At 62.9% G+C, this 11,915-nt stretch carries 11 protein-coding genes; 6 read left to right on the forward strand and 5 right to left on the reverse strand.

The window, feature by feature from the left end:
• Positions 1–8 precede the first annotated feature (8 nt).
• Complete coding sequence (locus ACK3BK_RS24240; protein WP_186666097.1) at positions 9–674, reverse strand: TetR/AcrR family transcriptional regulator; 666 nt, start codon at positions 672–674, stop codon at positions 9–11.
• Positions 675–813: 139 nt separating this feature from the next.
• On the opposite strand from ACK3BK_RS24240, the gene ACK3BK_RS24245 reads away from it, so the two are divergent.
• From ACK3BK_RS24245 to ggt, 4 genes are all read left to right on the forward strand, one after another.
• Positions 814–2,244, forward strand: a complete 1,431-nt coding sequence (locus ACK3BK_RS24245; protein WP_411383465.1) for a coniferyl aldehyde dehydrogenase — start codon at positions 814–816, stop codon at positions 2,242–2,244.
• Between the two features lie 129 nt (positions 2,245–2,373).
• Positions 2,374–2,853, forward strand: coding sequence for a pantetheine-phosphate adenylyltransferase (gene coaD, locus ACK3BK_RS24250; RefSeq protein WP_063541647.1), 480 nt, complete (start codon positions 2,374–2,376; stop codon positions 2,851–2,853).
• Positions 2,854–3,008: 155 nt separating this feature from the next.
• Positions 3,009–3,260, forward strand: a complete 252-nt coding sequence (locus ACK3BK_RS24255) for a YfhL family 4Fe-4S dicluster ferredoxin (protein ID WP_011531711.1) — start codon at positions 3,009–3,011, stop codon at positions 3,258–3,260.
• On the forward strand, positions 3,260–4,942 hold the full coding sequence (gene ggt, locus ACK3BK_RS24260) for a gamma-glutamyltransferase (protein ID WP_411383466.1): 1,683 nt from the start codon (positions 3,260–3,262) through the stop codon (positions 4,940–4,942). The genes ACK3BK_RS24255 and ggt overlap by 1 nt, the downstream gene beginning before the upstream one ends.
• Positions 4,943–4,987: 45 nt before the next feature.
• Here ggt and mutM read toward each other — a convergent pair whose 3' ends face one another.
• Positions 4,988–5,800, reverse strand: coding sequence for a bifunctional DNA-formamidopyrimidine glycosylase/DNA-(apurinic or apyrimidinic site) lyase (mutM, locus tag ACK3BK_RS24265; protein ID WP_063541651.1), 813 nt, complete (start codon positions 5,798–5,800; stop codon positions 4,988–4,990).
• A gap of 3 nt (positions 5,801–5,803) precedes the next feature.
• Entirely contained in the window at positions 5,804–6,622 is an 819-nt protein-coding gene (locus ACK3BK_RS24270) for an HDOD domain-containing protein (protein WP_411384516.1), read from the reverse strand.
• 231 nt (positions 6,623–6,853) lie between these two features.
• Between ACK3BK_RS24270 and ACK3BK_RS24275 the strand changes: the two genes are divergently transcribed.
• Positions 6,854–8,050 carry a class I SAM-dependent rRNA methyltransferase gene (locus ACK3BK_RS24275; RefSeq protein ID WP_411383467.1) on the forward strand — a complete coding sequence of 399 codons (1,197 nt, stop codon included), beginning with the start codon at positions 6,854–6,856 and terminating at the stop codon, positions 8,048–8,050.
• Positions 8,051–8,070: 20 nt separating this feature from the next.
• Here ACK3BK_RS24275 and ACK3BK_RS24280 read toward each other — a convergent pair whose 3' ends face one another.
• Entirely contained in the window at positions 8,071–9,147 is a 1,077-nt protein-coding gene (locus tag ACK3BK_RS24280; RefSeq protein ID WP_411383468.1) for a phosphatidylinositol-specific phospholipase C, read from the reverse strand.
• Positions 9,148–9,505: 358 nt separating this feature from the next.
• On the opposite strand from ACK3BK_RS24280, the gene ACK3BK_RS24285 reads away from it, so the two are divergent.
• Positions 9,506–10,477: a hypothetical protein gene (locus ACK3BK_RS24285; RefSeq protein WP_411383469.1), complete on the forward strand. Its 972-nt coding sequence runs from the start codon at positions 9,506–9,508 to the stop codon at positions 10,475–10,477.
• A gap of 92 nt (positions 10,478–10,569) precedes the next feature.
• On the opposite strand, the gene mgtE is transcribed toward ACK3BK_RS24285, so the two are convergent.
• The gene (mgtE, locus tag ACK3BK_RS24290) at positions 10,570–11,625 is read right to left on the reverse strand and encodes a magnesium transporter (protein ID WP_411383470.1); all 1,056 of its coding nucleotides are present in this window, start codon (positions 11,623–11,625) and stop codon (positions 10,570–10,572) included.
• Positions 11,626–11,915 lie beyond the last annotated feature (290 nt).

The raw sequence follows: 11,915 nt of genomic DNA on the forward strand, positions 1-11,915 counted from the left end.
GGCCCGGATCAATGTTCCAGGGCCTGGTTGAACGGAACGTGAAATTCGCTGCACAGCGCATCCACGGCGGCGCGGGAGCTGGCGGTGACGAACCCCAGCTCCAAAACCAGCACCTGATAGACGCCGCGCTTGAAGGCTTCTTCACCCAGGTGCGCGGAATGCTCGCGGGTGGTGCTGAGAAAACGCACCCAGGAGGTGAGCACGATCCAGGCATTGATGGTCAGCGACTCGATCTGAGTCGGCAGCATGTTCAGGATGCCCGCTTCGACGAAGCCACGATAGATCGCCTGCCCCTGCTGCAGGCAACGCTGGGAGAAGCGCCGGTAACGTGCGGCCAGCTCCGGGTCGCTCTCCAGCAGGTGCTCGAGGTCGCGGTGCAGAAAGCGATAGTTCCACATCGCCGCGAGCAATGCCTTGAGGTAGAAGCGCTTGTCCTCGACGGTGGCCGCCCGGCCTTGCGGCGGGCGCAGGAAGCTGTCCACCAGCTCTTCGTACTGGCTGAACAGCAACGCGATGATCGCCTGCTTGTTGGGGAAGTGGTAGTACAGGTTGCCGGGAGAGATTTCCATGAACGCGGCAATGTGATTGGTGCTGACGCTGCGCTCGCCTTGCTGGTTGAACAGTTCGAGGCTGCTTTGCACGATGCGCTCACGGGTCTTCATGCGCGGGGCCATGCGGGTATCCAGGTCTGCGGGCTTCGTATGACGAGCCATCTTACGGTTTATTCCACGGGCGGTGCACCCCGCGGACATTCACAGATCGACGCCGATTAGAGTATAAGCTCGAGAACTCGCCCCTCTGCGCGGAGCTGCCATGCGTTCGTCCACAGCCATGCCTCTTGAGCCATCCGACCTTGTTCTTGAGCAGTTGTTCGCCGAGCAACGCCAGGCCTTCGCAGGCAACCCCATGCCGCCCGCCGCGCAGCGTATCCAGTGGCTGAAAAGCCTGCGTGAGGCCCTGGTTGCAAACCAGCAGGCGCTGATCGAAGCCGTCGATGCCGACTTCGGCGGGCGCAGTGCCGATGAAACCCTGCTGGCCGAGCTGCTGCCATCCGTGCAGGGCCTGCGCCATGCCGAGCGTCATGTGCGGCGCTGGATGAAACCTGCCCGGCGCCGCGTCGGCCTGGCCTTCCAGCCGGCCAGCGCGCGAGTGCTGGCGCAACCACTGGGGGTGGTGGGCATCATCGTGCCGTGGAACTACCCGCTGTTTCTGGCTATCGGCCCGCTGACCGGTGCCCTGGCGGCGGGCAACCGGGTCATGCTCAAGCTCAGCGAGGCCACACCACGTACCGGCCATGCCCTCAAGCAGTTGCTCGAGCATGTTTTCCCTGGCGACCTGGTGAGTGTGGTGCTGGGCGAGGTCGAGGTCGGCCAGGCCTTTGCCCGCCTGCCCTTCGATCACCTGCTGTTTACCGGCGCCACCAGCATCGGCCGCCAGGTCATGCTGGCCGCCGCGCACAACCTCACGCCGGTCACGCTCGAGCTGGGCGGCAAGTCGCCCGCCATCGTCTCCCACGACGTGCCACTGGCCAGTGCCGCCGAGCGCATTGCCTTCGGCAAGACCCTCAATGCCGGGCAGACCTGCGTGGCACCCGATTACGTGCTGGTCCCGCGTCAGCGCCTGGACGACTTCGCGCAGGCCTATCGACGGGCGGTGCAGCGCCTTTTCCCACGCATCGCAGACAACCCCGACTACAGCGCGATCATCAACCCGCGCCAGTTGGAGCGCCTCGAGCGCCTGCTCGCCGACGCCCGCGACAAAGGCGCCCAGGTACTCGACCTGTACCCCGACGAGCCGCGCCAGGGCCGCAGGCTGCCACCTCATCTGCTGCTGGATGTGAACGACGACATGCAGGTGATGCAGGACGAAATCTTCGGCCCATTGTTACCGCTGGTCGCCTATGACGCGCTGGATGAGGCCCTGGCCTACATCAATCAGCGCCCACGCCCGCTGGCGCTGTACTACTTCGGTTACGACCGCAGTCAGCAGGCGCAGGTGCTGCAGCACACACACTCCGGCGGGGTGTGCCTGAACGACACCCTGCTGCATGTCGCCCAGGACGACTTGCCCTTCGGCGGCATCGGCCCCTCTGGCATGGGTCATTACCATGGTCGCGAAGGTTTCCAGACCTTCAGCAAAGCCAAGGCGGTACTGGCCAAACAGCGTATCAACGCCGCCCGGCTGATCTACCCGCCTTACGGAAAAGCCCTGCAGCGCCTCGTATACAAGCTGTTCATCCGCTGAGCGCAAAGGGCGCATGACAGCCAATAGCCGTACTGTCTATAGTGCCATCATCCGGTCGCATGACTTGGCCGGGCAGCAGTCGCTGCGCTACCATCCGACTCCCCAACGCACTCCAGCCAGGATGACGCGATGAACCGAGTGTTGTACCCGGGCACTTTCGACCCCATTACCAAAGGCCATGGCGATCTGGTCGAGCGCGCCTCGCGGCTGTTCGATCACGTGATCATCGCCGTGGCGGCCAGCCCCAAGAAAAACCCCCTGTTCCCGCTGGAACAACGGGTCGAGCTGGCCCGCGAGGTCACCAAGCACCTGCCCAATGTCGAAGTCATCGGCTTCTCCTCCCTGCTGGCGCACTTCGCCAAGGAACAGGGCGCCAACGTGTTCCTGCGGGGCCTGCGTGCGGTGTCCGACTTCGAGTACGAGTTCCAGCTGGCGAACATGAATCGCCAACTGGCGCCGGACGTCGAGAGCCTGTTCCTCACGCCGTCGGAGCGCTACTCGTTCATTTCCTCGACGCTGGTCCGCGAGATTGCGGCGCTGGGCGGGGATATCACCAAGTTCGTCCACCCGGCGGTGGCCGAAGCGTTGACCGTACGCTTCAAGAAGTGATCGCAGCGGCCTGAGTTCGGCTTTGTACGCCACGTCGCCAACCGGCACTTGCGCGACAAAGCCTCGCGCCCGCGTGCACTGCGGGCGTTAATGCGGCACAATTGTGCCCATTGCTTTGATACATGCCCGGGCGCCGAGCCCCGGCCGGAGTCCCAATGTCCCTGATCATCACCGACGATTGCATCAACTGCGACGTCTGCGAACCCGAGTGCCCGAACGCCGCCATCTCGCAAGGCGAAGAGATCTACGTGATCGACCCGAACCTCTGCACCCAGTGCGTTGGCCACTATGACGAACCCCAGTGCCAGCAGGTTTGCCCGGTTGACTGCATCCCGCTGGATGAAGCCCATCCGGAAACCGAAGACGAGCTGATGGCCAAGTACCGCCGGATCACCGGCAAGGCCTGATGCCGTTCGTCGCCGCGATTGGCCGCGCATTGCTCGGCGCCGCACTGGCGCTGCTGGCTACCGCCGCCCTGGCGGACGGACCAGGGCGCGCCGCCATTGCCAGCCCCCATGCCGATGCCACTGCAGCGGCACGAGAGGTTCTGGAGCAGGGCGGCAACGCGTTCGATGCCGCCATCGCCATCAGCGCCACGCTGGCGGTGGTCGAGCCCTATGGCTCGGGGTTGGGCGGCGGCGGTTTCTTCCTGCTGCGCGAACAGTCCGATACTGCGCACTACCGCTTCCTGGATGCCCGCGAGCGCGCGCCGGGTGCCGCCACCCCAGGCATGTACCTGGAAGACGGCAAGGTCCGGCAGGGGCTTTCGATCAACGGTGCGCTGGCGGCGGCCATCCCAGGTCTGCCCCAGGCGCTGGCAGATCTCGCGGCGACCCACGGCAAACTGCCGCTCAGGGACAGCCTCGCGCCAGCCATCCGCCTCGCCAACCAAGGCTTTGCCGTAGACCGCATCTACCGCGATCGCGCGACCATGCGCCTGAACGCGCTGCGTGACGACCCGGAAAGCGCCCGGCTGTTCCTGCGCGAGAACCAGGTCCCCGCCCTGGGCAGCGTGATCCGCCAGCCGGAACTGGCCGCCACCCTGCAAGCAATGGCCGATCGGGGGCGCGACGGTTTCTACCGTGGGACGGTTGGCCGCCAGCTTGTCGAGGGTGTGCGCCGCGCTGGCGGTGTCTGGACCCTCGACGATCTCGCCAACTACCGCACGGTCTGGCGCCAGCCACTGCGCTATCCCCTGGCAGACCAGCGCGAGCTGATCAGCAGCCCACCGCCGTCTGCCGGCGGCGTGGCCTTGGCGCAGAGCCTGGCGATGCTCCAGCGCCTGCCTTGGCAGAGCGCAGAACCCGTGCAACGCAGTCACTATGTGGTAGAAATCCTGCGCCGCGCCTACCGCGATCGCGGCCTGCTCGGCGACCCGGACTACGTCACCAACCCGATCAACCGCCTGCTGGCACGCCACTATCTGACCGGACTTGCCGACAGCATCGACGTGCACGATGCCACGCCCAGCAGCGCCCTGCCGCCCGCGCCCGCCTGGCGCGAGGGCGACCACACCACTCACTTCAGCGTGATCGATGCTGCGGGCAATGCCGTGTCGGCCACGCTGTCGGTCAACCTGCCCTTCGGTGCAGCCTTTACCGTACCCGGCAGCGGCGTGGTGCTGAACAACGAGATGGACGATTTCGCCGCCGACCCCACAGGCAGCAACAGCTACGGCCTGGCCGGCAGCCAGGCCAATGCGGTGGCCGCGGGCAAGCGCCCACTGTCGAGCATGAGCCCGAGTTTCATCGAAAGTCCGTCACAGTTCGCCAGCTTCGGCACGCCCGGCGGCAGCCGAATCCCGAGCATGGTGCTGCTGTCGATGCTCGGCTTTCTCGAAGGGCGGCCGGTGAGCGAATGGCCGGCGATTCCCCGCTATCACCATCAGTACCTGCCAGATGTGATCGAGCACGAGCCCGGCACCTTCGATGAGCGGCAGAAAGCCGCGCTGCGTGCACGCGGCTATGAGCTCAAGGATGTGCAGCGCAGCTATGGGAACCAGCAGGTGCTGTACTGGGACAAACGCGCCGGGACGCTCGAGGCGGCCAGCGATCCGCGCGGGGTCGGTGAGGCCGCAGTGCTGGAGTGACCCGCAAAGCTGCGGCGCGCTGAATGGCTGTTCGCCGAACGAATCTCAGCGCTGACAGCGCGGGCAGAACACACTAGCGCGCTGCCCCAGCTTCACGTCCCGCAGCTCGGTCCCGCACACCTTGCAGGCCTCACCGCCACGCCCATACACGAACAGTTCCTGCTGGAAATACCCCGGCTGCCCATCGCCACCGATGAAATCGCGCAACGTGGTGCCACCACGCTCGATGGCCGCCGCCAGCACGCGCTTGATCTCGATCGCCAGCTTCAGATAACGCGCCCGGCTGATCCCGCCCGCCTCGCGGCGTGGATCGATGCCCGCGGCGAACAGCGCCTCGGTGGCGTAGATGTTGCCCACCCCCACCACCACGGCGTTGTCCATGATGAACGGCTTGACCGCCATCGACCGCCCGCGTGACAGCTGGAACAACCGCTCGCCGTCGAACAGGTCGGTCAATGGCTCCGGCCCCAGGCGCACCAGCAGCTCGTGACCCAGCGGGTCCTGGCTCCAGAGCATGGCGCCGAACCGACGCGGGTCGGTGTAGCGCAGCATCAGCCCCGACTCCAGCTCGATGTCCACATGTTCATGCTTGGCCGCCGGCAGCCCGAGCTCGACCAACCGCAGGTTGCCAGACATCCCCAGGTGGCTGATCAAGGTGCCCACCTCGGCGTTGATCAGCAGGTACTTGGCCCGCCGCTCGACGCTGACGATGCGCTGCCCCGACAGGCGCACATCCAGATCCTCGGGGATCGGCCAGCGCAGGCGCCGGTCACGCACCACCACGCGGCTGACTCGCTGGCCTTCCAGGTACGGCGCGATCCCGCGCCGGGTGGTCTCGACTTCTGGCAACTCAGGCATGGATCAGTGGCCACTCATTTCACGGATGTTCTGCTTGAGGCTCTCGAAGTCGTACTCCGACAGCCCGATGTAGTCCAGCACCAGCGGCCCGACGACGTTCCACTCGTGGTCGACGCTCTGGTTGCCCAGCACGCGGTACGACGCACAGATGTGTTCGGCCATTTTCAGCACCGCCAGCAGGTTCTTCAGCTGGGTCTGGGTGTTGCGTGAAGACTCGTCGCGGAATACCGCCAGGGCGTTGTGGTGGTTGGCGATGGCCGCGCTGATATGCTCCGGCAGGCGCCACGACTTGGCGGTGAAGTAGCCCACCACCGAATGGTTGGTGTTGAACGCGCGGTTCTCGGTGTCCACCACCCGCGTTTGTTCGTCGGCCTTGGCGTAGGCGTCCTCCAGCACTTCCATGTAGGTCGGGAAGCGCTTGAGCATCAGCGGCACGCCGCAATCATGGAACAGGCCAAGGGTGTAGGCCTCGTCCACCGCCTGGATGCCGGTGCGCTTGGCCAGGGTCAGGCAGGTCATCGCGACGTCCTGGGCGGTGTCCCAGAAGCGGTTGAGGGTGACGATGGTTTCGTCGCTCATCTCGCCCTTGATCGACTGCGCGTTGATCAGGTTGATGATCGAGCGGCTGCCCAACAGGTTTACGGCGCGCTGGATCGAGCCAATCTTGTTGGCCAACCCGAAATGCGGGGAGTTCACCAGCTTGAGCAGTGCACCGGCCAGACCAGGATCCTGCGCTATGAGCTTGGCGATCGTCTCCAGGTCCGGATCGGGCATGTACTGCTCGAACTGCAGGTCCACCATGATCTGCGGCTGCGGCGGAATGGTGATGCCTTGCAAGGCTTGCTGGATCTGTTCGGCGGAAAGTTCCTGGGACATGGGTACACACTCGGAAATGACGAGAGATTCTAACCCTGTACTCCTGCAGGGCACCAACCACTGGATCGTTCCCTGGGCGGTTAACTTTAGCCGCGATGAGGCCGACACTTCATCCAGCCCACCAGCGAACCCCAGGCCAACGCGGTATACTCCCGCTCTTTTTTCCGGAGCGACGTCATGTCCCTGCCCAGCCTTCGCCTCAAAGCCAATGCCGACCGCCGCCTGCGCGCCGGCCACCTGTGGGTCTACAGCAATGAAGTCGATGTCGCCGCGACTCCGCTGCAAGGCCTGAAGGCCGGGCAGCAGGCGATCCTCGAGGCGGCCAACGGCAAGCCGCTGGGCGTGGTGGCGGTGAGCCCGAACAACCTGATCTGTGCCCGCCTGCTGTCGCGCGATGCCAAGCTGCCGCTGGACAAGTCGCTGCTGGTGCACCGCCTGAACGTCGCCCTGTCGCTGCGTGAGCGCCTGTTCGACAAACCCTGCTACCGCCTGGTCTACGGCGACTCCGACCTGCTGCCGGGCCTGGTGGTCGACCGCTTCTTCGACATTCTCGTGGTGCAACTGGCCTCGGCCACCATGGAAGCGCACAAGGATGAGGTGATCGCTGCCCTGGTACAGGTGCTCAAGCCCAGCGGCATCCTGTTCAAGAATGACTCCGCCGCGCGCGATGCCGAAGGCCTGGAGCGCTATGTCGAGACCGTCTACGGCGAAGTATCCGACTGGGTCGCGCTGGAAGAGAACGGCGTGAAGTTCGAAGCGCCGGTACGTGAAGGCCAGAAGACTGGCTGGTTCTACGACCACCGCATGAACCGTGCGCGCCTGGCGCCCTACGTCAAGGGCAAGCGCGTGCTCGACCTGTTCAGCTACATCGGTGGCTGGGGCGTACAGGCCGGGGCCTTCGGCGCCAGCGAAGTGTTCTGCGTCGATGCCTCGGGCTTTGCCCTGGATGGCGTCGAGCGCAATGCCGCGCTCAACGGCATTGCCGAAAAGCTGACCTGCATCGAAGGCGACGTGTTCGAGGCCCTGCGCGAACTCAAGGCCGCCGAAGAACGCTTCGACGTGATCATTGCCGACCCACCCGCCTTCATCAAGCGCAAGAAGGACCTGAAGAACGGCGAGGCCGCCTACCGCCGCCTCAACGAGCAGGCCATGCGCATGCTCAACAAGGACGGCATCCTGGTCAGCGCTTCGTGCTCCATGCACCTGCCCGAAGATGACCTGAACAACATCCTGCTGACCAGTGCCCGCCACCTGGACCGCAACCTGCAACTGCTCGAGCGCGGCGGCCAGGGTCCGGACCACCCAGTGCACCCGGCAATCGCCGAAACCCGCTACATCAAGAGCATCACCTGCCGGTTGCTGCCCAACAGCTGACCCACCTGCCTGGGGCTGGCCTACAGCCCCAGGTCATGCAATGTGTGGTGATTGTTGGCGATGATGTTGGCGATCAGCGACTCCCCCGGGAAGTCGGCCATGATGATGCCCACGGTCCTGACCGTTGGCTGCGGGCCGTTGAGATCCTCGATATCGTCCCGCGCCAGGGTGTTCATACCTTCAAAGGAAATGGTGCACAGCTTCCCCACGCACGTGGTGCGGGGAAAATGCGGAAACCAGTCGGACTCGCCCAGCGCAAGCAGCCCCGTAGACAGCCTGGGCGCGGCAGTACCCGGGCTGGAGTGGCCGCTGGCCACGAAGTAAGGGAACGACCCCACGCTGCCCGACAGGTAGTTGATGTAGAACGTCTCCGCACTCCCAGCCGAAGCCCGGTGCAACTGGCGCCTGACCTTGAGGTACTTCTCGTGCAGGTCCCAGTTGCTCGTCAGGGTCGAGTCGTCCTGGATATCGAAGCTGCTGTAGCTCAGCCCATAAGGGTTGAGGTTGGAGATGTTGGACAACACCACGAACTTGCCACGAGCCTCACCCAGCGTGAGGCTTTTTCGCGGCTCGCGCAGATAGACCTCCGAGAACTGCTGCATGTACTGGTCGAACACCTCCGGTAACAGCCGATTGGCATTGCTGTCTGGCGTGTGTTCCTCCTTGATCCTGAACAGCACGGTTTCACTGGGGTTGGCCTGCAGGAAATTACGGATAGACTGCAGCGCGCTGCCAAACATCTTGTCCAGGTACACCGGCCCGTGGTGCAGCGCAAATGCATCGCCCGTACGCCGGATGCGCAGGTCGAATACACGGATACCGTACTTCAACTGCTCGTCGAAGTTCAGCACCTGAGTGGTGACGATGTCATCGACCACCGGAAATACGCTGACATCGAAGGTCGCCGAGTCATGGGTGCCGGGCAACGCGAGCTCGCTCAGGCGCACGTCGTCGCGGATGGCTTGCATCCAGCGGCTCTTGTCGGTGAAGGGGTCTTTACGATCGTGGGCGTAGGCATCGTCCTCATGGGCGAAGGTATTGCCGGAAAGACAGCACAGCAGGCAGGCAAAGCCCGCCAGGGAGTGAAACGGGCGCATAATTCAAGTCCTTTGCGAGCGCAAGAAGACGTCAGGCTAATGACCCGGCGGGCAGCCAGGCACTAGATAACTACCGACTGCCCATGATCGCAACGCCGCCCTGGCTAAATCCTGCTCAGATATCCAGCACCATCGACGCGATACCAAAGTAGATAAACACCCGCACGGCATCCTGATCAGCGCCTAGTGCTCCGTTCACCTACCCGGGACCGCCTCAACAGGCGGTCCATCAATCAATTACGGACATATAACGACCTGGTATTTTTGTCAGTAGACAGTCCCGCAACGCCATACTCTAATCAGACCGAATATCAATCCGCCGCTGCAGGCACCGCTCGGTCTATAGTTGAGGTTGGAAATGGAACGTTCCAGGAATCAAGCACCTGCTGCGCCATACATTGTGGAAGCCAAAAACGGTTTCGTAGATCTGGATGACCTGAAGCGCGGCATCCATGTGAAGGTGAATCACAAACCCACCGATACATTTATAGGTTTGCAAGTTTTATTGAAGACCCAAGCAGGCCATGAAGTATCGAAAGTGATCTTTAAAAAAGACTACGACGACACCCCTGTTGCCTTCTCCGCCGAGCAGCTCAAGCGACTGTTGGGTGAGCGCGTCGAGCTGTCCTACATAGTGTGGCCAGAAAACGAATATTCTGAACCCGTCGAGTATGAATTCGATGCGAAATGGTATATGCCACAGGTACCCGCGATCCGAGACGGTCAGGTGTCGTGGGAAGATCTGGACAAAGGCCTTGAGGTCATTATTCGGCCCTACAAGGACATCCGTGTGGGGGATCGCGTGCGAGTGATGATGGCAGGGACGAATGCCAATTCCAGCGAAATTATCGAAGCCGTTGTCGTCGATACCAACACTCCACTCACCGTTCGTTTTTCCGCCGAAAAGACGCGCCTGACTGCCGGCGGCAAAACGACGGTCTTCTACCAAGTCGATGGCCATCACATCATTCCGTTTTCAGTGTCGTTCAACGGGGCACGGCAAGTTCCACTCGTGGAGCCAAAGCACATTTTGCGCGACAGCGATTACTCGCCAGCCGTGATGGCACCGGTCGAAGAGTCTGGAGGCTATCCGTTCGTTCTGAATTTCGATACTGCGCCAAACATTGGCGACACCGTCTTGGTGTGGGCGTTGGACGACCATAACCAAGTAGCAAAGATTTCCGAACACACGGTCTCCGAAAATCCCTTGACCCTCTACCTCGCGCCAGAAACATTCAATACATCCCTCACGATGGAAATGGTGGTCGTCATGCACCCCAATGGCAACTCTCTCTCGTCTCCGAGAGTAGCAATTGTTCTAGGCAGATAGGCGAGTACAAACTGATTGCAGTTCAACAACCTTCATCCTGGTAATAGCGAAGAGCAGCAGCTCGCAAGCGCTGCTGCTCTTGTATAGTGCACTCAGATATCCAGCACCATCGACGCGATGCCAAAGTAGATCAACACCCCCACGGCATCGGCAATCGAGGTCACCAGCGGCCCGCTGGCCGTCGCCGGGTCAAGCTTCAGGCGACTGAGCATGAATGGCAGGCTCATGCCGATGAGGCTGCCGATCAGCACGATCACCAACATGCTGCTGGCCACGATCAGTGCGATTTCCGGGCCGCCGCGCAATACCCCCAACGAAGCGACAGCCAGTGCCATGGTCCCGCCCAGGGCAAGCGCAACACCGCACTCGCGCGTGAGCATGCGCAACCAGTCACGCAGCACCACTTCGCCCGTGGCCAGGCCGCGCACCATCAGGGTTGCCGACTGGGCGCCGGCATTGCCGCCGCTGTCTACCAGCAACGGCAGGAAGAACACCAGGGCGATATGCGCGGCGATGGTGTCCTCGAACGCTGCGATTCCCGCACCTGAAAACAGGTTGCCGAATACCAGCAGTACCAGCCACAGCACGCGTTTGCGGTACATCAGGCTGACGGTTGCATCCTTGAGATTGCCGATGTGATTGGTGATCGATGCGCCCTTGTGAAAGTCTTCGGTAGCCTCCTCCACCATCACATCCAGCGCTTCGTCGCAGGTGACGATCCCCACCAGCCGCCCCAACTCATCGAGCACCGGCACCGCCAGCAGGTCGTGATCGCCAATCAAGCGGGCGACCTCTTCCTGACGGGTCGCCGTGGTCACGCAGATCACCTGGCGCACCATGATGGCCTCGATCGGCTGGTCGGGCGGCGCCAGGATCAGTTCACGCAGCGACAGCGTGCCGAGCAGGTTGCGCTGGGCATCGAGGACGTAGGATTGATAGATGGTTTCGGCGTCTGCGGCTTCGCGCCGCAGCATGTCGATGGCCTGGCGCGCGCTCAGGCCACTGTCCAGGCTGGAGTACTCGCTGATCATCAGCGCACCGGCGCTGCCGTCTTCGTACAGTGCGTGCTGCAGGAGTCGATCGCGTCGGGCCTGGGCCGCCTGGCGCAAGTCGAGGGGTGTCGCGAGGGTGTCGGTCGGATGTTGCATGGGAGGTTCTCCAGGCGCCGAAGCAGGCGCCCGCAGACCTCAGCCATGCGGGCTCAAGCCTCCGGATGCCCTGGCGACGGTGCGCTCAGTGCCAGATTGCAGGTTCGCGATGAACTGAAACTGGGAAGGTCCATTGGGGGCTTGGCTCGTGAAGCCGCACATGCGGCGCGGGGATCATAGGTGCAGCAAGACCAGGAAAATACCGCCGGGAGAGCATTTGGGAGATGTCCTACATCACCCTGTCCAAATGACGAAAAGCACCGTCCAGACACATCGTCATTCCCTCGTCG

The organism is Pseudomonas sp. L7 (genome assembly GCF_046605565.1).
Taxonomy (GTDB): domain Bacteria; phylum Pseudomonadota; class Gammaproteobacteria; order Pseudomonadales; family Pseudomonadaceae; genus Aquipseudomonas; species Aquipseudomonas wayambapalatensis.

Coding starts and splice junctions, on each gene's coding strand:
- ACK3BK_RS24240 (WP_186666097.1), bottom strand. CDS start 674: ATGGCCCCGCGCATGAAGACCCGTGAGCGCATCGTGCAAAGCAGCCTC.
- ACK3BK_RS24245 (WP_411383465.1), top strand. CDS start 814: ATGCGTTCGTCCACAGCCATGCCTCTTGAGCCATCCGACCTTGTTCTT.
- coaD (WP_063541647.1), top strand. CDS start 2,374: ATGAACCGAGTGTTGTACCCGGGCACTTTCGACCCCATTACCAAAGGC.
- ACK3BK_RS24255 (WP_011531711.1), top strand. CDS start 3,009: ATGTCCCTGATCATCACCGACGATTGCATCAACTGCGACGTCTGCGAA.
- ggt (WP_411383466.1), top strand. CDS start 3,260: ATGCCGTTCGTCGCCGCGATTGGCCGCGCATTGCTCGGCGCCGCACTG.
- mutM (WP_063541651.1), bottom strand. CDS start 5,800: ATGCCTGAGTTGCCAGAAGTCGAGACCACCCGGCGCGGGATCGCGCCG.
- ACK3BK_RS24275 (WP_411383467.1), top strand. CDS start 6,854: ATGTCCCTGCCCAGCCTTCGCCTCAAAGCCAATGCCGACCGCCGCCTG.
- ACK3BK_RS24280 (WP_411383468.1), bottom strand. CDS start 9,147: ATGCGCCCGTTTCACTCCCTGGCGGGCTTTGCCTGCCTGCTGTGCTGT.
- ACK3BK_RS24285 (WP_411383469.1), top strand. CDS start 9,506: ATGGAACGTTCCAGGAATCAAGCACCTGCTGCGCCATACATTGTGGAA.
- mgtE (WP_411383470.1), bottom strand. CDS start 11,625: ATGCAACATCCGACCGACACCCTCGCGACACCCCTCGACTTGCGCCAG.